We start from the raw sequence: 22,496 nt of genomic DNA, 5'->3' as shown, positions 1-22,496 counted from the left end.
CCTCACGCAACCGGGTCGATCGAGACCTCGATCGCACCCGGCGCGTCACGCAACTGGGTCGATCTAGACCTCGATCGCACCTCGCGCCTCACGTGCGAGGGTCACTCGACACTTGGATCGCACCCGGCGCCTCACGCAACTGTGTCGATCCAGGTCTCGATCCACCCAGTTTCGCAAGTTGCACTACATATTCGTCACTCCTCGTAGAACGCGTCTTCGTCCTCCTCCGTCGTCCCCTTCCGCCCCGCCGCCCCGCCTGCCGCGCGCGCCTCCTCCTCATCGAGTACCGCTGGCCGCGCTTCCTGGTCCTGCAGGTCCGGATCCCGCGGCATGCGCCGCATCGGATCCGTCGAGCCGATCGCCGAGATTGCCACCGTCACCATCGTCCGGAACGTCGGCGCCGACGCGCCCGTTGGGTCCGGCTCGAAGCGCATGTTGATGAGCTCGAGATCGACCCCGCCCGTCAGGATGAGCCCCGTCGCCAGCGGGATTCCGAGTGAGCCGCCTGCGGCCACTGCCGTCGTTACGAATTTGCCCTCGGGCAGCGGTGTTCCCGCCGGCAATCCGAGCCTCGGCTGCGTCGCGAGGGGCGCCTCTCCGTGGCGGAAGCGCAGGATCCAGCGGGCGATCACGCTCCGGAACTCCCGCCCTCCCCGCGGCCGGCTCCACATTTCGAGCCCCGCCGCGTGCTGCGCCCCGAACCCGATTCGCGGGCCGAGCGACGAGTACGAAAATCCGTACGTCCCGACAATCCCGTATCCGCGCCCGGCATATCGCGCGTCGATCCGCGCGTCCGGCGCGATCACGCTCGAGGACTCGTCCTTGAGGAACGTCGGCGGACTCGCGACCGTCATCCCGAGCGCCGCGGCACCTCGGATCCGCCGGGAAATCTCGAACGTCGCGGATGCGAGGCCCGAGACGGTGGTGATGTCCGCCGGCCCGCGCGTGAGGTCCACGTCGAGCAGTGCGTGCTCGAAATGGGTGTAGCCTGCCCGCACGATGGGCCCGAGGCGGAATCGACGGCCGGCGAGCCACGAAAACGACGCGCTCCCGAGGACCGCGTGGCTATCGAGCCCCACCGCCTCGGGGTGATCCGCGGCGACGGCCCCCGCTTGCGTGTATCCCGCCTCGAAACGCGCATATGACCGCGGCGTCGTGGTCGCGGTGAATCCGACGCGGCTTCCGAGCGTGTAAATGACCCTTCCCTGGAGAAAAGGATCCCGCGCCGTCAGATCATTCGTGGCGCGGAGGCCGAGCCGCGACGCGAGCAGGCCGTCCGCGGAGAAAGAAAAGGCCGTGCGGGGCGAGGTCACGACATCGAGCCGCGTCACCGCCGTGCCTGCGATGTCCTGTGGGGACAAGGCGCCCCGCGTCGCCGCCAGCGCACGCCCGTAACGCCCGGAAATATCGAACAAAAAGGCCGCGCGGGTGGCGCGCGAGACGATCCTCGCCGCGCCGTCCACGCTCGTCAGCGCGATGCCATAACCGCCCGTGGGCGTGATACCCGTGACCGCGCTTTGCTCGACTGTGACCGACGCCGTCGCGTCCGTGACGGCGAGCCCTCCTGCGGGGAAAAGACCCAGCATGCGCCTCCTGTTCGTCCCGAGCCGTTCGGCACTCTATCGAGCCGTCAGCCGCTCCGGCTCCGCGTCCCGCAATGGCTCCTGCGCATACCGCGCGAGCCCGACCGCGAAGCCGAGCCCGTGCGCGAGGTGCATCACGGGAAACATCGCTGCCACGAGGAAAACCAGGCGCCCGTCGCCGCGCCGCGAAGCCCACGCCGCCGCCGCGAAAATGGCCAGCGTATACACGGACACGGCCGCGCCGAGGACCGGCCTCGCCGGCGGATAAAAGGCCGCGAGCGCCGCGAGCACGGTGAACGTGACCAGCGTCGCGAACGGGATCAAGGGCCGGATCGACGGCGGCAATCCTCGCCGGAGGATCGTCCGTGCGCGCCCCGCGCCGTAATTGAAATATTGCTGGAACAACGTGGGAAACGATGACCGCGGATAATAATGACCCACGATGTCGCGCGACTGGTAGATGCGCCCGCCGCGCTCCAGGATCCGCTGGTTCAGCTCCGCGTCCTCGTTCGTCCGCGCGTCCGGGTCGAAGAGGCCCGCGAGCTCGAAGGCCTCGCGGCGGAAGGCCCCGCACCACACGCTCTCGACGTATCCCTCGCGATGCGGGTCGCGGGACGCCGATCCGCCCACGCCGAGCGGGCTCCCGAGCGCCGCGCAGAGCGCCTTCTGAAACGTGGTCTTCGCCCGCGGCCGCATGGCGCCGCCCACATTGAGCGCCCCCGTCCGCCGAAGCGCCGCGACGGACGCGGCCACGTAGCCGGGATCGTAATCGGCGTGGGCGTCCATGCGCACGATCACGTCCCCGCGGGAGCGCTTGATCGCCATGTTCATGGCCGCGGCCTGGAGGCGCTGGGGATTGTCGAGCAGGATGATCCGGGGATCCTCGTCAGCGAGCGCGCGCACGATGTCCCGCGTCCTGTCGAGGGAGCGGCCGTCGACGACGAAGATCTCCAGGCGATCGGCTGGATATCGTTGTCCGGCCGCCGCATGCACGACCCGCTCGATGTGCTCCTCTTCATTGTAACACGGAATCACGATCGAACAGAAGGGACGTTCGGCGAGCGTCCGAAGGATCACGCCGCCGCGCCCCGACTCGGGTCCCCAATCATCCATCCAAAGCCCCCCGAAAAGCCACGAGAAGAGCTCGAACCCGAAAGGCCCGGCCCCAGACCACGACGCGGCCAGCATCCCACAACGTGACTCCTTTTCAATCGGGCGAAATCCGAGTCCGATTGCAGGGTGCCCCGGGCGGGCGGATCCAGCGAATCCGAGTTCACGAACATGCGAGTTGCGAACGCGAATTCGCATGCAATGCTGGTAGGTGTTGCTCGGGACAACCCATTTTTCCACTGGTGAAGGCGGGCGGCTGCGTGTCCTCGCCGTGACGCGGATTTTCCCCAATCGGGTGGAGCCGCTCGCGTGCCCATTCCAGCGCCGGCAGCTCGCCGCGCTGTCGCGCCTCGCGGACGTAAAGGTGCTCGGCGTCGTGCCCTGGGTGCCCGGCGCTTCGCTGATTGGTGATCGCGCCCGGGTCGGAAAGCTCAGTCGCGTGCCCGCGGAGGACACGATCGACGGCCTGCCCGTCGTGCACCCGCGCGCGCCCTACCTGCCGCTCGCAGGTCCGTGGCTCTCCGGCGTGAACGGGCCGCTCTATCTCGCGGGCCTCGTCCCGCACCTCGCCGCGCTGCGCCGCCGCTTCGACGTCGTGCTCGGCGCGTTCCTCTTCCCCGACGCGTGGGCCGCGCAGCACCTCGCCCGCGCCCTCGGCCTGCCGTACGCCGTGAAGGCGCACGGCACCGACGTGAACGTGATCGCGCGCTGGCCGTCCGTGCGCGCGCTCGTGCACGCGACGCTGCGCCGCGCGGGCGCGGTGATCGGCGTGAGCCGTCCGATGCTCGACGCCCTCGCCGCGCTCGGCGCGCCGCGCGATCGCGTGACGCTCGTCCCGAACGGCGTCGATCGCACGCTCTTCCAGCCGCGAAGCCGCGCCGAGGCGCGCGCGGCGCTCGGGCTCGATCCGCGTTCGAAGGTGCTCGTCTACGTCGGAAGGCTCGAACAAGAGAAGGGCCTGCACGAGCTCTGCGATGCGCTCGCGTCGCTCGAAGCACGCGCCCCGAAGCAGTTCACGGTCGCGCTCGTGGGTGATGGCTCGATGCGCAAGACGCTCGAAGAGAAGCGCGACGCGGGCTTGCCGCTGCTCGTCGCCGGCGCGCGTCCGGCCGAGGAGGTCGCGCAGTTCCTCGCCGCCTCCGATGCGCTCGTGCTCCCGAGCTGGAACGAGGGCACGCCCAACGTCGTGCTCGAAGCGCTCGCCGCGGGCCGACCTGTCGTCGCGACGCGCGTAGGTGGCATCCCCGACGTCGTCTCGCGCGAGCGCACGGGCCTGCTCGTGCCCGCGCGCGACGCGGCTGCGCTCGCGGCGGCGATCGAGCAAGCGACGAGCCGCGCGTGGGACGAGGACGAGCTCACGCGTGCCGCACCGCCCGGCTGGGATCGAAGCGCGGAGACCCTGCTCGCGGCGCTCGAGCGCGCGAGGTCGGTGCACGCATGAAGCGGGGGACGAGCGCGGCGTCGGCCCTCGCGCTCCTCTTCCTCGCGACCGCGGCGGCGGCCGGTGGGCCCCGCGTCGTCGTGGTGGACGACGGCGTGCGCGTGCGGCGCGAAGGGCCCGATCTCGATCGAGCGATCACGCGGGGGCATGCGCTCGGCGGCGCGGATCGCCCGATCGAGCTCGCGGCGCTCCGTGGCGAGGTGGTCGCGATCCAGGTGTTCATCGAGGCCGGCGACACACCACTCGACGCCGTCACCGTGGAGCTCGCGCCGCCGCGCGCGCCGATCCGCGTCGATCGTTTCATCGAGTCCTACGTCGAGATCACCGCGCGATCCCGCAACGATCGCCACGCGGGTGAGTCGCTCGGCTGGACCCCTTCGTCACGACCTCCGGACGAGGACGTGCTCGGCGCCGTGCCCGACGCGCTCGTCCCCGTGGAGCACGCGCCTTCCTGGCTCCCCTACCCTCTGCGGATCCAACCTCGATCCCGCGGCGCGATCTGGATCGACGTCGAGGTCCCCACGAGCACACCGCCCGGCCCCTACACGACCGAACTCATCGTGACCCACGCAGGCGGCGCCCTCTCGCGTTTGCCCGTGGTGCTCGACGTCGCGAGCGCCGAGCTCCCCTACCGCGCCACGAGCTTCCTCGCCTACTACGAGCCACGAAACCTCGTCCAGCGCATCGGCGCCCTCGAACCCGCCGAGAAACAACTCTTCCAGCTCCTGCATCGGCATCACGTCGACGCGCTCGGATCGATCCGCAGCGAGGCCGACCTCGAGCGCCTCCGCCCCGCGCTCACGGGTGCTTTGTACACGAACGAACACGGCTACACGGGCCCGGGGGAAGGCATCCCGAAGGCGGCCGTCACGCTCGGCGCCTACGGCACGCTCGGTGATCCGCACCCCGACAAACTCCGCGCGATCGAGACCCTCGTCCCGAAGATCCCGGACGTGATCGAAGACATCTTCCTCTACGCGATCGACGAGCAGTGCGAGAGCCCGCGTGGCCCTACGTGGCGCTCGCTCCTCGCGCGTTCGCCCGCGCAGAAGCGCGTGCGCGTGGCGCACTCCTGCGCCGAGGATCCACGCCACCAGAAGGTCGACCTCGTCCTCTTGCCGTCGCAGACCTTCCAGCAAGACGCGGCGCTCGGCACCCGCGATCAAGGCCGCGACGTGTGGGTCTACAACGGAAAACTCCCGCACTCGGGCCCGCTCATGCTCGACGCGCCCGCCACGAGCTTGCTCGCGGACGCCTGGATCGCGGCCACGCGGCCCACGGGCCGCTGGTTCCTCTGGGAGACCACGTTCTGGAACGACAGTAACCGCGGCGGCCGCGGCCCGATCGATCCCTTCATCGTCGCCGAGACCTTCCACAACGACGACGGCGACAGCGCGCTCGGCGACGGCGTGCTCGTCTACCCGGGCAAACAGATGGGCCGCTTCGCGCACCACTCGGCCGGCTTCGACGGCGTCTTCCCTTCGATGCGGTTGAAGCTTTTGCGCCGTGGCATCCAGGACGCGGGTTACCTCGCGCTCGCGCGGAGCGCACATCCAGTCGAGGCCGATGCGATCACCACACGCCTGCTTCCTCGCGCGCTCGACGAGGTCGACCTCGACGAAGCCACGCCTTTTCCCACGGACGCCGCCGCATACACGGCCGCGCGCGAGGCACTCCGCGCGCTCATTCCGGAAGGCTCGCGCCTCGATCGCCGCCAAACCGCGGCCGTCCTCGACGCGGGTCGCGCAGCGCGTCAAATGACGCAGAAGCCTCTGTTTCGCGGCAAAACCCGCCTCGTCGTGGCCTTCGCCACCCTCGCGTTCGTCGCCACTGCGCTCGCCGGGTGGCTCGTCGGGCGCACAAGACGCCGTGCTTCGTGATCCGCGGACGGGCGGCCTGGGGTAAGCTCGCCCTCGCGAATGCCCCCGAAGAAACCCCCGTCTGCGTCCTCGCCTCCGCCTTCCGACGTGGGGCTTTTCGAGGAGATCGGCGGCGGTTTTCTCAGCGCGGCGGCCACCGTCGGAGGCATGGGCCTGCTCGGCTACCAGATCCTCCGCAGGCTCGTCACCTTCCGCATCGATCGCGCCGAGACCCTCCGAAACCTCTACCGGATGGGCGTGAAATCGATCCCGATCGTGATCGTCACGGCGCTCTTCACAGGCGCGATCATGGTCATCCAGGCGGCTCCGCTCGTCGTGCGCCTCGGCGCGCAGGGCCTGCTCGGCTGGGGCGCGGGCTTCGGCATCCTGCGCGAGATCGCGCCGCTGCTCACCGCGCTCATGATCAACGGACGCGTCGGCGCGAACAACACCGCCGAGCTCGGCACCATGGTCGTCACCGAGCAGATCGACGCGCTGCGCGTGCTCGCGATCGATCCCATCGCGTTCCTCATCGCGCCGCGCTTCGTCGCGATGGTGACCACGCTCTTCCTGTCCACGATCTTCGCCGACACGCTCGCGCTGCTCGGCGCCGCATACGGCGGCCTCGGCCTGCTCGGCGTCGAGCCGAAGACGTTTTACAACGGCCTCACGAGCGGCCTCCTCGGCTTGAGCGACGTCACGAGTGGCCTCATCAAGAGCATCGTCTTCGGCATCGTGATCGCGCTGTCGAGCTGCCAGTACGGGCTCGGCGTGAAGGGCGGCGCGCCGGGCGTCGGACGGGCCGTCAACGCGACCGTCGTGGCCTCGGCCGCGGGCATCTTCGTCCTCGACTACTTCGTCTCCTTCACGCTGGACTGAGGCACGTGAGCGCGGCGAAGACCCACGACGAACCCGCGCCGCCGAGTGGCATCGATCAGGCCGCCGAAGCGCCGGACACGTCGATCGCCGCCGTGGTCGGCGCGCAGGCGATCCACTTCGTGGGCATGGGCCTCGAGATCGCCTCCGTGTTCATCCGGACGCTCTACTACTGCGTCCGCGGCCGTCCGGACTTCGGCGCCGTCGTGCGGCAGATGTTCGAGATCGGCAACCGCTCGGTCGTCTTCTTGACCGTGGTGATGGGCTTCATCGGAATGATCCTGGTCCTCCAGGGCGGCCTTCAGGTGAAGCGCATCCTGCCCGAGTTCAGCATGGTCGGCGCCTCGTACCTGGAGCTGCTCGTCCGTGATCTCGCGGCCACGATCAGCGCGCTCATGCTGGCCACGCGCGTCGGCGCGGGCATCGCGGCCGAGATCGGCTCGATGGTCGTCACCGAGCAGGTCGACGCGCTGCGCATGTGCGCGGCCGACCCGATCGACTACCTCATCAAGCCGCGGTTCCTCGCGAGCCTCGTCATGACCATCTGCCTCGTCATCTGGGCGGCGGGCGTGGCGATGCTGACGGGCATGCTCACCGCGTACATGATGTTCGATGTCAACCCGAGGACGTTCTTCAACCTGCACCTCGTCGACACGGGCGACCTCGTCGTGGGCCTGGCGAAGTGCCTGGCCTACGGCGCCGCGATCCCGGTCGTCGCGGGCCACTCGGGGCTCACCACGCACGGCGGCAGCGAGGGCGTCGGCTGGGCGACCACGCGGGCCGTGGTGAACGCCTCGCTCGCGGTGATCGTGCTCGATTTGATCCTCTCCGCGGCTGGCTACGTGCTCCTCGGTCCCTAAGTTCGTTCCGACGAACCATGCCCGAGCTGCCCGAGGTCGAGCACCAGGCGCGCGCGCTCCGCCGGATCCTCGAAGGTGCGCGCATCGAGCGCGCCGAGGCCGACGCGACGCCCGTTCTGAAAGGAAAAACCACGCCGGCCACGTTCGCGGAGGCCCTCGCGGGTCGCTCGCTCGAACGGATCGAGCGCGTGGGCAAGCAGCTTTTGCTCTCGTTCGACGCGGGAACGGGCCTCGCCTGCCACCTCGGCATGACGGGCAAGTGGCGCTCTCGCGTGGGCGACGAACCTCCGCGCCACGGCCGCGCGCGCCTCTTTTTGCACGACGGCTGCGTGCTCGACTACGTCGACATGCGGATGCTCGGACGGCTGGAGATCGTGCCCCGCGATGCGTTCGCGAGGATCGTCTCGTCCCTCGGCCCCGATCCGCTGCGCGACGGCCTCGACGCGTCTCGCCTCGCTGCGCGAATCGCCGGTACGCCGCGACCGATCAAGAACGTCCTGCTCGATCAGACCGTCCTCGCCGGGCTCGGCAACATCCATGCGACCGAGGCCCTCTTCCGCGCCCGCGTGCATCCTTCCCGCGCGGCCGACTCGCTCACGCCTGCCGAAGTCGAAGCGCTCGCCGACGGCATCCTCGCGACGATCACGCACGCGCTCGCTGCGCACGAACGCGACGACGAGATCGTCTACCTCTCGGATCGGACCGACGCGCCGAACCCGTTCCTCGTCTACGGCCGCGCCTCCGAACCTTGTCCACGCTGCGGCACTCCGATCCGCACCCTCACGATCGCCGGCCGCACGAGCCCCTTCTGCCCGCGCTGCCAGCGCCTCATTCAATCGGGCCCTCGGCGCGGCCGTTGATGAACTGCTGGATGATCGCGTCGCTCGAGGCCTTGAAGTCGTCCGGGGTCCCGATGAGACGGACAAACCCCTTGTAGAGCATCACGATCCGATCGGCGATCGAGAAGATGCTCACGAGGTCGTGGCTCACGACGATGCTCGTCACGCCGAGCGTGTCGCTGAGCTCGCGGATGAGTTTGTCCACGCGCCGCGCGCTCACCGGATCGAGGCTCGTCGTCGGCTCGTCGAAGAGCACGTAACGCGGATCGAGCGTGAGCGCGCGCGCGATGGCCACGCGCTTGCGCATGCCGTCGCCGAGCTCGGGCGGGAAGCGGTCGGCGAACTCGCGCATGTGCACCTGATCGAGCCGCTTTCGCGCCTCGGCGAGCGCCTCCTTCGGCTTCAGGCCTTTGTGCTTGCGCAGCGGCAGCGCCACGTTCTCCGCGCAGGTCATCGAATCGAAGAGCGTCGAGTGCTGGAAGACCATCGCGCACTTCATCCGCACCGGGTACATCTGCTCCTCGTCGAAGCGGCTGATCTCCTCGCCGTCGAGCCAGATCTCGCCCGCGTCCGGGTAGAGCAGGCCCACGAGGTGCTTGATGAGCACGCTCTTGCCCACGCCCGATTGACCGATGATGAAAAAAACCTCCCCGTCTTGAACGTCGAAGCTGACGTCCTCGATGACCTTCTTCGTTCCGAAGGATTTGGCGAGGTTGCGGAAGGAAATCATGACGCAGTGAGCCGCGTGCTCGAAGCTACGCGGGTCTGGGTTTGCCGCTGAACATCGTGCATAGTGGACGCATGGCGAGCCCGCGTTCGATCGAGGTCAAGGTCGGCATTCTGATCCTGACGGCCACCGTGCTCCTCGCGGTGTTCATCCTCGTCATGGGCGGCATCAACTTCCAGCCCACGTATGGCCTCTTCGTCGACTTCGACAACCCCGGCGGCCTGCAAAGCGGTGCACCTGTAAAGATCGCCGGAGTCAAAGTAGGAAAAATCACCGAAATACAGTTCCGGGGTGGAGAGGTGCCGGGCGGCGGGGGCAAACGCGATCCGCTCGTGCGGGTGAAGGTCGAGCTCGAGAAGCGGTATCAGCCGAGCGTGCGTGACAACGCGGTCTTTTACGTGACCTCGTCGAGCGTGCTCGGCGAGCAGTTCCTCGCGCTCGATCCGGGCTCGGGCGATCGTCCCGTACTCGCGGAGAACGCGATCGTGCGAGGCCTCGATCCGCCGCGCCTCGACATGCTGATCGCGAAGGCGTACGACCTGCTCGACACGACGGTCAACGCGCTCTCGGGCAACAAGGACGAGATCGGCACCGCGCTGAACGGCCTCTCGCGCACGCTGAAGGGCACCGGAGATTTCTTCGAGAAGAACGGCGACCGGCTCGATCGCATCGCGGCGAACGTCGAGCAGATCACGGTGGACACGCAGGACACCGTGCGCGAGGCGAAGCAGAAGTACGTCGAGAACCCGCAGATCGATCGCATCCTCGCGAACGTGGACAAGACGACGGGCGCGCTCGCAGAGGACGCGCCGCCCCTGCTCGCGGACGCAAAGGCCACGCTCGCCAACGTCAAGCGCGTGAGCGAGACCGTCGGCGGCGAGAACGAGCAGGCGAAGATCCGGCAGGCGATCGGCGACCTCGCCGAGATCGCGAAGAACACGAAGGGCATCACCCAGGACGCGCAGACGATCGCCTCGAGCGTGCGGCGCGGCAAGGGCACGGTGGGCGCGCTCGTGATGGACGAGCAACTCTACGACGACCTCCAGGAGCTCGTGCGCGACCTCAAGCACAACCCCTGGAAGTTCTTCTGGCGCGAGTAAGCTCGCGCCGCCTCAGCTCACGCGAATCACTCGAACTCGAAGAGGGCCTCGCCTTCCTTCACGGCCTTGCCCTCCTCCGTGAGGATCTTCGAGATCGTGCCCTCGTCCTCGGCCTCGACGGGCATCTCCATCTTCATGGACTCGAGGATCGCGACGGTCGTCCCTTCCTCGATCCTGTCGCCGACCTTGACCTCGATCTTCCACACGTTGCCCGTGATATGCGCCTTGATGACCTTTGCCATGGGGCCGCGACGCTAGCGGAGGTCCGTCTCGATGGGAAGCGTGGACGAACCGGTCCTCGGGTGCGCCCCGCGTCCGGGGCCGCGGCTGATCCCGGAAACGGCGCGGTCGTCAAGCGGGAAAACGCAGATTGGGGCCCTCGGGCACGGAGTTCACCCGTCTTCCGGGACGAAATCCCGAAGCGGGGTGACCCCTCGGGAAAAGAATCGACTCCACCCAATTGACAGGCATCTTGGGGAGTTGATACCGACAGGCGCCGCGGTACTCTCACATTGGCGGGTGTCCTCGGAAAGGTGCGGTCGTGCTGTGGAAGCACGGCGGTCCTCCCCCGGGGCGAACGGCGAGCGCGCTGCTTTCGAAGGAGCCACGACGCATGTCCGAACAGAAGGAAAGCTCGGTCCTGTTCTCCCTCAAGGAGCTCATGAACCTCGAGGAGGACCGAATCAAGCAGGAGGAGGATGCGAAGGCCGCCGCTGCGGCCGCCGCAGAACGAGCCCGGCTCGACGAGGAACGCCGGAAGCGCGACGAAGAAGAAGCGCGCATCCGGGCCGAGGACGAGCGCAGGGCCCTGGAAGAGCGCAAGGCCCGTGAAGAGGCCGCGCGTCTCGAAGCGATCCGTCAGGCCGAGGTCGAGAAGGCCCGCGTCGAGGCCGAGCAGAGGGCCCGCCTCGAGGCGATGAACGCGCAGCAGCAGCACGAGCGCAAGCTCGCCGAGCTGCAGCACGACGAGTCGAAGAAGAAGCTGCGCAAGACGCTCTACGGCGTGGTCGCGGCGGTCGTCGTTCTCGGCGGCGCGACGGCCGGTATCATCATCAACCAGAGCCAAAAGGCCGAGCAGGAGCGCCAGGCCCTCGCCGATCAGGCGCGGCAGGCCGAGGAAGAGCGCAAGAAGGCCGAGCAGCAGGCGAAGGAGCAGCAGCAGAAGATCGACAGCCTGCTCAGCCAATTGACGAGCGCGAAGGACGAGGCGACGCGTCTCGCCCTGCAGAAGCAGCTCGACGAAGAGAAGGCGAAGCAGGACGCGGCCAAGAAGGGCGGCGGTGGTGGTGGTCGTCCGGCAGCGGGCGGCGGCGCGGCCAAGCCCTGCAACTGCGCGCCCGGCGATCCGCTCTGCAGCTGCCTCTGAGAACAGCGAGCGGCCCGCACAATCCCAACGCGGGCCGCCGTTTGCATCCCCCAGGTGCAAACGCATGAAGCGCACGGCTCCCGAGACGGCTACGGACACCTCGTCCAGCAGCCCATCCCCGTCCCCCCATGACCCCGAAGAAGCCCCGATGAACGACGCGACGAGGCGGCTCGTCTTCCCGCTCGACTACGGTTCGCTCGACGAAGCCCGGGCCGGCGCGCGTGTCGTCGCTCCCTCCGTCGGCGTGCTCAAAGTCGGGCTCGAGCTCTTCGTGCGAGAAGGGCAAGCCGCGATCGCGGCGTGTCACGATCTCGGCCGGGACGTTTTTCTCGATCTGAAGCTGCACGACATCCCGGAGACCGTAGGCCGCGCAGTGCAAAGCGCAGCGGCACTCGGCGTCCGGTACCTGACGGTGCACGCACATGGAGGCCGCGCGATGCTCGAACGCGCAGCCGCAGAAGCCGCACGCGCAAGCGCGCCGCTCACGATCCTGGCGGTGACGGTGTTGACGTCGCTCGACGCGGCAGATCTCGCTGCGCTCGGTTTGTCGGTGTCGCCCGCGGAGCAAGCAGAGCGGGTCGCGCGGCTCGCATGGGACGCAGGCGTGCGAGGGTTCGTCGCGTCCGCTTCGGAGGCAGCGACGCTGAGGAGCGCGCTCGGTCCGGAGGCGCTGCTCGTCACACCAGGGATTCGGCCCGCCGGCAGCGCGGCCGGGGATCAGAAGCGGATCACGACGCCAGCGCAGGCGATCGCAGCGGGGGCGGATCTGCTCGTCGTCGGGCGGCCGATCCGCGATGCAGCGAGCCCGCTCGATGCCGCACGTTCCGTCGTGGCCGAGATCGAAGGCGCGCTCGCAGCGAGGAGCACATGAGCCGACTCGTATATGGCCTGCAGCCAGTCCGCGAAGCCGTGCGCGTGCACGGCGACGCGCTCGAACGTGTCGTCGTCGAGCAAGGCGGGAGCCCCAAGATCCAGGCCGTCGGACGTTTCGCCGAGGGCCGCGGCGTCCGCGTCGAGACCGCACCACGCGCCGAGCTCGATCGTCGCACCGGCGGCGGCAGGCACCAGGGCGTCGTCGCAGTCGCGCCGGATCTCAAGATCCGCGGCGTGGATCAGCTCGCCGTCGAGCCAACGTCCATCGTCGTCGCGCTCGACGGGATCATGGATCCGCAAAACTTCGGAGCGATCGTCCGCAGCGCCGTCGCACTCGGCGCCACAGGGATCCTCTGGCCCGAGCACAGCTCCGCGCCCCTCTCGCCAGCGATGTTCCGCGCATCCGCAGGCGCCATCGAGCACGCCATGCTCTGTCGCGTTTCGTCCTTGCCAGAGGCGCTGCGATCCCTCGCGGATCGAGGCGTGACCGTGATCGCGCTCGACGCGCAGGGTCCAACCACGCTCGGCGCGGTCGATCTGCGCGGGCCCGTGGCCATCGTGATCGGCGCCGAAGACAAGGGCGCACGCAAGCCCGTGCTCCGCGCCTGTCAGCACATCGCGCGTCTGCCGATGGCAGGGCCGATCGGCTCGCTCAACGCCTCGGTCGCAGGCGCGCTCGCGCTGTACGAAGTCCTCCGCCAGCGGCAGGTGCCCGCCTGAGAGGGACGATGCGCGTGCGCGGCGGGGCGTTGCCCCGCACCCCAGCAGGGGGCTGTCCGCCCCCTGCACCCCGGACCAGGCACGGCCTGGACCGAGGGCCGAGAAACCGCGCGATGCGCGGTTTCTCGGACGGGCCTGTGGCAAGACCACGAGCCATGTTGCCAACCGAGACAGCAGCGCTGCCCTGCCAGGTGGCGACGTTTTCCCTGTCGCCAGCGCGCATCGCGCGCTGGCGCCCCGCGTCCAGGGCTTGCCCTGGTCCGGGTCCAGGGGTGGACAACCCCTGGTCGGGTCCGGGGTGAAACCCCGGCGCTACGCTGCGCTCATCGTCCTCGCTGCCGTGCCGCTTCGGCTCGCGCTTGCGCTTGGGACGGATCTCTCCCCCGACGAGGCGTACTACCTCGCGGCTGCGCGTGCGCCGGGGCTGCTCCCGCCGCTTGTCGACCACCCGCCGCTCGTCCCGCTCCTGCTCCGGCTGGTGGATCGGCTCACGACGTTGCCTGTCGAGCTCCGCGTCCGGCTCGTCCCGCTTGTGTTTTCGCTGGGACTCTCGGTTGCCACCGTGGCCCTCGCGCGACGCCGTGGTGCGGAGGCTTCCGGGCAGAACCTCGCGGCCTTCCTCTCGAGCTTTGCGCTCCTCCCGGTCGCGGGTGGCTTCGTCGCCACCCCGGATGGACCGGCCCTCCTTGCCCTCGTCCTCGCCTTGCTCTGGGCCGACCCGGCGCCCGAGACCGCCGCCGCGTCCCTCCCACGCAGGCTCGCCGTCGCGCTCGGCCTTGGGCTCGTGGGGGCCGCGGGCGCGCTCGCCAAGGTGGTCGTCCTGCCGCTCTTCCCGCTCGTCGTCGTCCTGGCTGCGCGCCGCCGCCTTGGCGAGCGCCTCCTCGCCCTTGCGCCCCTTGCCCTCGCCGCTCCGCTCCTCGCCCCGAGCCTCGCGTTCCAGCTCCGGCATGCTTATGCCCAGCAGGCGCCCTCGTTCACGCTCCTCGGTGCGCTCGGGGCCCTCGCTGCGGCTGCGCTTGCCCAGGTGCTTCTCTGGACGCCGTGGCCTATCTTCCACGGCGCTCGCGCCCTCCGCGCCTCTCCGCTTGCTGACCGGGCCGTCGTCCTGCTCATGACGGCCCTCGTCGCCGGCTCGGCCCTCGCGCGGGCCGTGCCCCCTGAGCCGAACTGGTATGCGCCTTCGGCTTTGATCCTCGTCGTTGCGTTCGCCCGGACTGGTAAGGATTTGGCCCCGCGCGCGCGACTTGCCATGCTGCTCGCCGTCCTCGTGCCCACGGCGATCGCGGCCGCGCACACGATCCATCCTTTTTTGCCGCTGCCGCTCCGAGCTGATCCCACCGCCCGCCTCCATGGCTGGCGGACCGGGGACGGGCCTGTCGACGCGCCCGGCGTGGGCCCCTATGGCGCCGCCGCGGAGCGATGTGTGTACCAGGAAACGTGCTCAGAAATAAACGATTACTTCCGAGCACTTAACGAGTAACCTTCAACGTTCTACTTCATCACCGAATTTGACTGAACGAGCGGCCAGGGAATGGCCCTGTTCGTTCGTTTCAAGCGAATGACCCTCGCGCGTCAGAAGATCGCCGAATTGTTGATCAAATTCGCATACTTGGACATGCCGCTCGGAGAAACTTCTCGCATTTCGCGCAGATAGTTCAGGCGATACGCGAAGGGAGACCGGCCGGCCGCCAAGCGCGCGATATCGATCCGGTTCTTCCGGGAACCAGCTCGAAGCAAGGTCGCCAACATCGGGTTTGGGAAGACGAACCCGTTCGGCGTGCGCGAACGTGAGCCGGTCGGCAGGACGAACGTTCAGGAAGCGGGGCGGGTGCGTCCGAGGACGCGGGCGAAGCGCGCGAGGGCCTCGTCGACGTCGTCCGCGGTGGTCTCCTCGCCCAGCGAGATCCGCACCGCCGCGAGCGCGCGCGCCTCGCCCACCATCGCCGCGAGCACCGGCGAAGGCTCGGCCGTGCCCGCGCTGCAAGCCGACCCACTGGAGACGGCCACACGCTCGAGGTCGAGCGCCGCGCAGAGCTCCTCGCCGCGCCAACCCGGAAAGGAGAGGTTCGTCACGTGGGGCGCGCGTTCGGCGTCGCCGTTGGGGAGAGGCTCGGCCCCGGCCTCGTGGCCCAGCCGGACGAGCTCGGCCTGGAGGCGATCACGGAGCGGCGCGAGCTCGGCATAACGGGCGGGCGTTCGTCGGGCCCGCTCGGCCGCGACGGCGAACCCCGCGGCGGCGACCGGATCCTGCGTCCCCGGCCTGAGCCCGCGCTCTTGAGAGCCACCGTACAAGAGACGCGACAGCCGCACCGACGGCGCCGTGAGCAGCGCGCCGATACCCTTGGGCCCCCGGATCTTGTGCGCGGCCACGCTGACGAGGTCCGCGCCCTCGAACGTGGAGCGCGGCAGCTTGCCCACAGCCTGCACCGCGTCGACGTGGAGGAGCGCACCTCGCGACCGGCAGAGCGAAGCAACGGCCGCGACGGGCTGGATGACGCCGGTCTCGTGATTCACGGCCTGGAGCGCGACGAGCCGCACGGAGGCCCCGGCCGAAGCCGCGCGATCCATCGCCTCGGCCACGGCTTCGGGCGCGATCCGCCCCGAAGGCTCCGGCTCCACCCACGCGACGAGGACCCCACGCGCCGCGAGGTGCTCGGCGAACCGGACGACGCTCGGGTGCTCGATGCGGCTGACGACGAGCGCCGGCTGCGCCGAACCACCACTCACCGCGGCGAACGCATGGTGGAGCGCGAGGTTGTTCGCCTCGGTCCCGCCCGACGTGAGCACGACGTCGCGCGGATCGAACCCCACGAGCGCGGCGACCGCCTCGCGCGCATCCTCCACGCGGGACCGCGCCCGCCGCCCCGGCCCATGCACGCTCGCCGGGTTGCCCCACGACGAGGTTGCCGTCTCGACCATCGCGGCGACGACGTCCGGGTGTGGTGGCGTCGTCGCGTTCCAGTCGAGGTAGACGACCCTCACCGCTCCTTCTCCGCGTCCGGCGACGGAAGCTCGCCCGGCGCGCGCTGCGCGACCGTCAGGAAAAACGCCGCACCGCCGAGCCGCACGCTCTCGATGATCTCGTTGCAGGGCGAAGCAAGCTTCAGCTCGCCGCCGAGGCCGCGGGCCGTGCGCCGCGCGATCGCGAGCCCCACCCCTACGCCCCCGTGCTCGCGCGTGACCGAGCCGTCGACCTGGTAAAACGGGTCGAAGATCCTCTGCTGCTGATCGGGCGGGATGCCCGGCCCGGTGTCGGCCACGCAGAGCTCGTAGTGCCCCGAGGCGAGGCGCGCCACACGCACGCCCACGGTGCCGCCGGACGGCGTGAACTTCGCCGCGTTCTCCAGGAGATGCACCATCGCGCGTTGAAGCCTTCCCGCATCTCCCCAGCCGGGAAGCGGGCCGCGCGGAAGATCTTCGACGAGGTGGATCCGCGCCTCGGCGAGGTTGTCCGCGACCTGCGCGACGGCACGCCGCGTCGTGTCGAGAAAGTCGTAGTCGACGTGGATGAAGCGCATGCGCCCCGTCTCGAGCCCCGTCACGTCGAGCAGGTTGTCCATGAGCGATCGCAGCCGCCGGACGCAGTCGTCCATCGCGCGGAGCGCCTTGCCCTGCGCCCGCGTGAGCGGCCCGAGCTCCTCGTCGAGCAAGAGTTTTACGTAGCCGACGATCGGCGTCATCGGCGTGGCCAGCTCGTGCGAAATGTTCCGGTAGAACTCGGTGCGGGCGGCATCGAGCTCACGCAGACGCGCGTTCGCTCGGCTGAGCTCGGCGACCTTCTCTTCGAGGTGCTGCACGATGCGCTGGCTCTGCTGGCGCAGCCGCACCGCGCCCGCCGAGACCGGCATGTTTTCGCGCGTGCCTTGCTGGATGTAACGCTCGATCACGCTCGCAAACGAGCGGGCGTCGATCGGCTTCTGCAGGAAGCCGTCGCAGCCGACGGCGAGGCTCGTCTCGCGATCGCCCTCGGCCGTGATGGCCACGATGGGCACGCCCGCGAGCTGGGGCTCGCCGCGCAGGCGCAGCGTCACCTCGAACCCGTCGAGCCCGGGGATGTTGAGGTCGACCAGGATGAGGTCGGGCGCCATGCCGCTGACCGCCAGCCGGACGCCCTCGAGCCCGTCGGCAGCGTCGATCACCTCGTGGCCTGCCTTCTGAAGAAGCTTGCGCACGAGCAGGCGGTTCGCGGGATCGTCCTCGATGTGCAGGATTCGGGGCATTCTCGGGGTCATCGTACCCCGACCTGGGCGACCTTTCGCTGCAAACGCGCAGGTTGACGGCCGGCCGGACGTCGGCAATACGTGCCGGCCATGCGCCTGCGTCTCCTCGCGAACATCGCGCTCCTCTTCGTGGCCACCGGTTGCTGCAACGCGGGCTCCGATTCGAGCCAGAACGCTTTGCCGGCCGAGAGCGCCGCGGCCCCCTTGCCCTCGGCCGCAGCGCCAAGCGCGCCGTCCGCGGCCGAAACGCCCGCGCCCGCGCCCACGGCGGAGCGGCAGATCGCGGGCGCCGCGCACATTCTCGTCGCCTGGAAGGGCGCCGAGCGCGCGCCGAAGACGGTGACGCGCTCCAAGGAAGAGGCGAAAAAGCGCGCCCAGGAAGTGCACAAGCTCGTGAAGGACGGCAAACAGACCTTCGAAGAGCTCGTCGCAAAGTACACGGACGATGAGATCTCGAAGGCCGCAAACGGCGCCATCGGGAACTTCGAACGCAACGCGATGCCGCCGGCGTTCGCGGACGCGACCTTCGCCATGGAGGTCGGCACGATCTCGGACGTCGTCGAGACGGCCCAGGGCTTCCACATCATCAAGCGGACCAGGTGACCATGTCTGAAGGGGAGGCGACGCAGGATCCGAGCGCCGAGGACGTCACGAAGAGCGCCGAGGCCGACGAGGCGAACGCGCCGGAAGGCGAAGCCAAAGGCACGGCCACGAAGGCGAAGTCCAAGGCGAAGGCGAAGGCCAAGGACGACGCCAAGGCGTGGAACCCCGTGGGCGCGCTGCCGGCGAAGCAGGCATACGCGCTCGCGACGCTGAGCGGTTTGCTCTACTTCCTCGGCTTCCCGGGCGTCGACATCTGGCCGCTCTCGCTCGTCGCGCTCGTGCCGCTGATCGTGGCGCTGCGCGGTCAGCCCGTGCGACGCGCCGCGGGGCTCGGGTGGATGGCCGGCTTCACGATGACGATGACCGGCTTCTACTGGCTGCTGGAGATGCTGAAGGTCTTCAGCGGCTTCCCGGTGCCGCTGTGCATCCTCTTCATGGCGATCCTCTGCGCCTACCAGGGCGGTCGCATCGCGCTCGCCGGCTGGCTCTACGGACGCGCCGAGTCGCGCGGATGGCCCGCGTCGATCGTCTTCGCGCTCGCCTTCGCCGCGAGCGAGCTCGTCTTCCCGCTGCTCTTCCCCTGGTACTTCGGCGCCTCGGTGCACAACGCACCCGTGCTGATGCAGGTCGCCGATCTCGGCGGCCCAATCCTCGTCGGCCTCGTGCTCGTCTGCGCGAACCTCGGCCTCGCCGAGATCATCCTCGCCTGGCGGCGGAAGGAGAAGGCCGACAACCGCATCGTCGCGATCGGCATCGCGGTCCCGCTGCTCGCGGCCGGCTACGGATTCCTACGGGTTCGTACGATCGGCCAGACGATGGCCGAAGCGAAGAAGGTGCGCATCGGCATCGTGCAGGGGAACATGGGCCTCTTCGATCGGAAGAACGCCTACCAGGTCTACGTGAACCGCACGAAGGAGCTCGCGAAGTCGAAGGAGGTCGACCTCGTCGTGTGGAGCGAAGGCGCCGTGCCCGCCCCGCGCACCGTGACCGAGGCGAGCTACAAGGACGAGGTCCAGAAGAGTCTCACGAAGCAACTCGGCGTGCCGACGATCGTGGGCTCAGTGCTGCGCACGCCACCGAGCGCGCCAGGCGGTCGGATGACGTACTTCAACACGGCACTCATGGCCGGCGACGAGGGCAAGATCCTCGGTCGCTACGACAAGCAGTACCTGCTCGCATTCGGCGAGTACCTGCCGTTCGGCGACATCTTCCCGGTGCTCTACAAGTGGTCGCCGAACTCGGGCCACTTCACGCCGGGCACGTCGCTCGATTCGCTGCCCTGGGGCGAGCACAAGATCGGCGCGCTCATCTGCTACGAGGACATCCTGCCCTCATTCGTGCAGAAGCTCGTGAAGCACGGCGATCCCGATCTGCTCGTGAACCTCACGAACGACGCATGGTTCGGCGACTCGACCGAGCCGTGGATCCACCTCGCACTGGCAAAGCTACGCGCCGTCGAGCACCGGCGCTTCCTCGTGCGCGCAACGAACAGCGGCGTGAGCGCGATCGTCGACGCAACAGGACGCGTGGTCGCACACGGCGGCACATTCCGCGAGGAGACGATCGTCGGCGAAGGTCGCTTCATGCGAGCATGGACGCTCTACGGAGCCATCGGCGACGCGCCGTGGTACCTCGCAACCGCAGCGATCGCGGCGATGGGGATCTGGAGCCGGCCGAAGCGCGCAGCAGCGAAGGCAGCGTAGCGCCGGGGTTTCACCCCGGACCCGACCAGGGGCTATCCGCCCCTGGACCCGGACCAGCGCAAGCGCTGGACTCGTGGTCGATGAACTGCGCTACGCGCAGTTCATCGAACGGGCCGAGGAACGACCCCTGCCAACCAAGACAGCGGCGCTGACGTGTCGACTGGCAACGCGGTCCCTAGTCTTGCCACCGGCCTGCTGGAAGAACTGCGCGCAGCGCAGTTCTTCCACCCCGAGTCCAGGGCTTGCCCTGGTTCGGGTCGAGGGGCGAACAGCCCCCGCGGGGTCCGGGGCAGAGCCCCGGCGCGGCGCCCCCGGCTCTAGCTCTTCTTACGCGGAAGAACCTTCGCCGACGCAGGCTCGGGCGGCGGCGTCACCGGGCTGCTCCGGTATGGCAGCGTCGTTCGCAGCACCTCGCGTGGGATGTGCGGCACCGGCACGTGGGGACCTGACGCGGCCATCTCCTTCTCGATTGCGTCGATCGTCTCGGAGCCGACCCTTCGCGCGGGCTCGACTGAGATCTCTGGTGACGTGTCCCGGCCGCGCCGCGACCTTCGGCTCGACGCGGCTGGCACCATCTCGCCCGCGTGCGCCACCTTCTCGGCTGCGCGGTTGATCATTGGCTCGATCGCGCGGAGGCCGATCCGGAGTGCGTTCGTCACACGCCGCGCCTCCGTGCCGCCCCGCACGACGAGACAGAGCACGGCCCGGTTTGCCGCCACGCCGACGTGACAGTCGAGTCCTAGCGTGCCTGCTCGTGACACGAGCTCGCCGTGCGCGAGCCGGACCAGGACGACGCGATCCGTGCCTGCTACGACGTCTGCGGCCGACGAGAGCGTCTTTCGCGCTCCCTCGGGGATCTCCCGCGGCCCTCCCTTCGTGACGAGCTCGCCACGACGGGAGAGCACGAACGCATAGATCGCGTCCGCGTCGACCCGGACACGCTCCACGACGTCATCGAGTTGAGACATTGCCCCTGAGTCTACCAGGGGCGGGCGCCCTCGCGTCGGACAACCTCAGTACGACTTCGCGAACACCACCCGCTGCCGGCTCGGCTTCCCGGACACGATGCAGCGCCCCTCTTCTTGGAGGTCCTTCGCGTCGGCCACGCCATCGATCCCCGTCAGCGGGATGCAGCGGATCGTCACCTTGAACTTGTCCTTCAGATGCGCCTCGACCTCGGGCTCGCCCGACCAGTGCGCGAGCGCGAACCCGCCGTGGATCTCGGGCTTGTCCTCGTTCTTGGCGGTGAAGAACTTTTCGAAGTCCTTCATGTCGTCGATGCGCTTCGTGTTCGCGGCGCGGTTCTGCTTGGCCTTTGCGAGCAGACCGCTCTGGATGTCGGCGAGGATCTCGGGGATCTTCGTGACGAGCTCGGCGCGCCCGAGCGTCGCCTTGTCCTTCGTCCCGCGATCGCGGCGCGCCACCATCACCACGTTCCCGTCGACGTCGCGCGGACCGATCTCGATCCGGATCGGCGCGCCCTTCTTGATCCACTCCCACTGCTTGTCGCCGCCGCGGATGTCGCGCTTGTCGACCTCGACCTCGATCGGCCGACCTGCGTAGCTCGTGTTCCTGAGCTCCGCCGCGACCGCGTCGACGTACTCCATCACCTTCGCCTTCGTGTCGTCGCCGCGCAGCACGGGCAGGATGACCACGTGCGCGGGCGCGAGCCGCGGCGGCAGGATCAGCCCGTCGTCATCCGCGTGCGTCATCACGAGGCCGCCGACGAGCCGCGTCGACACGCCCCACGACGTCGTCCACGCGTACTCCTCCGTCTCCTTCGCCGTCTGGAACTTGATCCCGCTCGCCTTGGCGAAGTTCTGCCCGAGGAAGTGCGACGTCCCGGCTTGCAGCGCCTTGCGGTCCTGCATCATCGCCTCGATCGCGTACGTGTCGACCGCGCCGGGGAACCGCTCGCTCGCCGTCTTCGGCCCCTTGATCACGGGCATCGCCATGAACTCCTCGGCGAACGTCGCGTACACGTCGAGCATCTGCCTCGTCTCCGCGCGCGCCTCCTCCTCGGTCGCGTGCGCCGTGTGCCCCTCTTGCCAGAGGAACTCCGCCGTCCGCAAAAAGAGCCTCGTACGAAGCTCCCAGCGCACCACGTTCGCCCACTGGTTGATGAGCAGCGGCAGATCTCGGTAGCTCTGCACCCAGCTCGCGAACGCCGCGCCGATGATCGTCTCCGACGTCGGACGCACGATGAGCGGCTCTTCGAGCTTCGCCTCGGGATCCGGCACGAGCCCGCCCTCGGGCCCGGCGACGAGACGGTGGTGCGTCACGATCGCACACTCCTTCGCGAACCCCTCGACGTGCTCCGCCTCTTTCTCGAGGAAGGACTTCGGGATGAAGAGCGGGAAGTACGCGTTCTTGTGGCCCGTGGCCTTGAACATCCGGTCGAGCTCGCGCTGGATGTTCTCCCAGAGCGCGTAGCCCCACGGCTTGATCACCATGCAGCCGCGCACGGGCGAGCTCTCGGCGAGATCGGCGGCGCGCACGACCTGCTGGTACCACTCGGCGTAGTCCTCGGCGCGGGTCGGGCTGATGGCAGTCTTCGGGGCGTCGTTCTTGGCCACAGTCGTTCCTCCGCGGCCGCCTCTATCACTTTTCCGGCGA

20 protein-coding genes are annotated in these 22,496 nt (G+C 69.0%); 12 read left to right on the top strand and 8 right to left on the bottom strand.

Features of this window, described 5'->3' with window-relative positions; all coding sequences use genetic code 11:
* Positions 1-194 precede the first annotated feature (194 nt).
* Positions 195-1,586: a hypothetical protein gene (locus KEG38_RS33110; protein WP_272424081.1), complete on the bottom strand. Its 1,392-nt coding sequence runs from the start codon at positions 1,584-1,586 to the stop codon at positions 195-197.
* Positions 1,587-1,619: 33 nt separating this feature from the next.
* Positions 1,620-2,696, bottom strand: a complete 1,077-nt coding sequence (locus tag KEG38_RS33105; protein ID WP_272424079.1) for a glycosyltransferase family 2 protein — start codon at positions 2,694-2,696, stop codon at positions 1,620-1,622.
* 268 nt (positions 2,697-2,964) lie between these two features.
* On the opposite strand from KEG38_RS33105, the gene KEG38_RS33100 reads away from it, so the two are divergent.
* Genes KEG38_RS33100 through mutM form a run of 5 tightly spaced genes read left to right on the top strand, consistent with a single transcriptional unit; the run spans position 2,965 to position 8,589 of the window.
* A complete protein-coding gene (locus KEG38_RS33100; protein ID WP_272424078.1) occupies positions 2,965-4,134 on the top strand; it encodes a glycosyltransferase in 1,170 nt (389 codons plus the stop codon).
* Positions 4,131-6,014, top strand: a complete 1,884-nt coding sequence (locus KEG38_RS33095) for a DUF4091 domain-containing protein (RefSeq protein ID WP_272424077.1) — start codon at positions 4,131-4,133, stop codon at positions 6,012-6,014. Before KEG38_RS33100 ends, KEG38_RS33095 begins: the two co-directional genes overlap by 4 nt.
* 39 nt (positions 6,015-6,053) lie before the next feature.
* Positions 6,054-6,872, top strand: a complete 819-nt coding sequence (locus tag KEG38_RS33090; RefSeq protein ID WP_272424075.1) for an MlaE family ABC transporter permease — start codon at positions 6,054-6,056, stop codon at positions 6,870-6,872.
* A 5-nt stretch (positions 6,873-6,877) separates the two neighbouring features.
* Complete coding sequence (locus KEG38_RS33085) at positions 6,878-7,729, top strand: MlaE family ABC transporter permease (RefSeq protein ID WP_272424073.1); 852 nt, start codon at positions 6,878-6,880, stop codon at positions 7,727-7,729.
* 17 nt (positions 7,730-7,746) lie between these two features.
* On the top strand, positions 7,747-8,589 hold the full coding sequence (gene mutM, locus KEG38_RS33080; RefSeq protein ID WP_272424072.1) for a bifunctional DNA-formamidopyrimidine glycosylase/DNA-(apurinic or apyrimidinic site) lyase: 843 nt from the start codon (positions 7,747-7,749) through the stop codon (positions 8,587-8,589).
* On the opposite strand, the gene KEG38_RS33075 is transcribed toward mutM, so the two are convergent.
* A complete protein-coding gene (locus KEG38_RS33075; RefSeq protein WP_272424071.1) occupies positions 8,558-9,298 on the bottom strand; it encodes an ABC transporter ATP-binding protein in 741 nt (246 codons plus the stop codon). The genes mutM and KEG38_RS33075 overlap by 32 nt on opposite strands.
* A 71-nt stretch (positions 9,299-9,369) precedes the next feature.
* On the opposite strand from KEG38_RS33075, the gene KEG38_RS33070 reads away from it, so the two are divergent.
* Complete coding sequence (locus KEG38_RS33070) at positions 9,370-10,395, top strand: MlaD family protein (RefSeq protein WP_272424070.1); 1,026 nt, start codon at positions 9,370-9,372, stop codon at positions 10,393-10,395.
* A gap of 26 nt (positions 10,396-10,421) precedes the next feature.
* On the opposite strand, the gene KEG38_RS33065 is transcribed toward KEG38_RS33070, so the two are convergent.
* Entirely contained in the window at positions 10,422-10,637 is a 216-nt protein-coding gene (locus KEG38_RS33065; protein WP_272424069.1) for a biotin/lipoyl-binding carrier protein, read from the bottom strand.
* Between the two features lie 371 nt (positions 10,638-11,008).
* Here KEG38_RS33065 and KEG38_RS33060 point away from each other — a divergent pair, with 371 nt between their 5' ends.
* From KEG38_RS33060 to KEG38_RS33045, 4 genes are all read left to right on the top strand, one after another.
* Positions 11,009-11,761, top strand: coding sequence for a hypothetical protein (locus KEG38_RS33060; protein ID WP_272424068.1), 753 nt, complete (start codon positions 11,009-11,011; stop codon positions 11,759-11,761).
* A gap of 148 nt (positions 11,762-11,909) precedes the next feature.
* Positions 11,910-12,632, top strand: coding sequence for an orotidine-5'-phosphate decarboxylase (gene pyrF / locus KEG38_RS33055; protein ID WP_272424067.1), 723 nt, complete (start codon positions 11,910-11,912; stop codon positions 12,630-12,632).
* A complete protein-coding gene (gene rlmB, locus KEG38_RS33050) occupies positions 12,629-13,354 on the top strand; it encodes a 23S rRNA (guanosine(2251)-2'-O)-methyltransferase RlmB (RefSeq protein ID WP_272424066.1) in 726 nt (241 codons plus the stop codon). Before pyrF ends, rlmB begins: the two co-directional genes overlap by 4 nt.
* Before the next feature lie 340 nt (positions 13,355-13,694).
* The gene (locus KEG38_RS33045; protein WP_272424065.1) at positions 13,695-14,834 is read left to right on the top strand and encodes a hypothetical protein; all 1,140 of its coding nucleotides are present in this window, start codon (positions 13,695-13,697) and stop codon (positions 14,832-14,834) included.
* A 332-nt stretch (positions 14,835-15,166) separates the two neighbouring features.
* On the opposite strand, the gene KEG38_RS33040 is transcribed toward KEG38_RS33045, so the two are convergent.
* Together KEG38_RS33040 and KEG38_RS33035 are read right to left on the bottom strand one after the other, a co-directional pair.
* Positions 15,167-16,336 carry a cysteine desulfurase family protein gene (locus KEG38_RS33040; protein ID WP_272424064.1) on the bottom strand — a complete coding sequence of 390 codons (1,170 nt, stop codon included), beginning with the start codon at positions 16,334-16,336 and terminating at the stop codon, positions 15,167-15,169.
* Positions 16,333-17,574, bottom strand: a complete 1,242-nt coding sequence (locus KEG38_RS33035; RefSeq protein ID WP_272424063.1) for a hybrid sensor histidine kinase/response regulator — start codon at positions 17,572-17,574, stop codon at positions 16,333-16,335. The genes KEG38_RS33040 and KEG38_RS33035 overlap by 4 nt, the downstream gene beginning before the upstream one ends.
* Before the next feature lie 90 nt (positions 17,575-17,664).
* Here KEG38_RS33035 and KEG38_RS33030 point away from each other — a divergent pair, with 90 nt between their 5' ends.
* Together KEG38_RS33030 and lnt are read left to right on the top strand one after the other, a co-directional pair.
* Positions 17,665-18,177, top strand: a complete 513-nt coding sequence (locus tag KEG38_RS33030; protein WP_272424062.1) for a peptidylprolyl isomerase — start codon at positions 17,665-17,667, stop codon at positions 18,175-18,177.
* A 2-nt stretch (positions 18,178-18,179) separates the two neighbouring features.
* Positions 18,180-19,880, top strand: a complete 1,701-nt coding sequence (lnt, locus tag KEG38_RS33025; RefSeq protein WP_272424061.1) for an apolipoprotein N-acyltransferase — start codon at positions 18,180-18,182, stop codon at positions 19,878-19,880.
* 317 nt (positions 19,881-20,197) lie between these two features.
* On the opposite strand, the gene KEG38_RS33020 is transcribed toward lnt, so the two are convergent.
* Positions 20,198-20,848: a hypothetical protein gene (locus KEG38_RS33020; RefSeq protein ID WP_272424060.1), complete on the bottom strand. Its 651-nt coding sequence runs from the start codon at positions 20,846-20,848 to the stop codon at positions 20,198-20,200.
* A 45-nt stretch (positions 20,849-20,893) separates the two neighbouring features.
* Entirely contained in the window at positions 20,894-22,456 is a 1,563-nt protein-coding gene (proS, locus tag KEG38_RS33015) for a proline--tRNA ligase (protein ID WP_272424059.1), read from the bottom strand.
* Positions 22,457-22,496 lie beyond the last annotated feature (40 nt).

Source organism: Polyangium jinanense, from assembly GCF_028435265.1.
GTDB lineage: Bacteria > Myxococcota_A > Polyangia > Polyangiales > Polyangiaceae > Polyangium > Polyangium jinanense.
The sequence above is the reverse complement of the archived record's forward strand: the minus strand, read 5'-3'. Positions and strand labels throughout refer to the sequence as shown.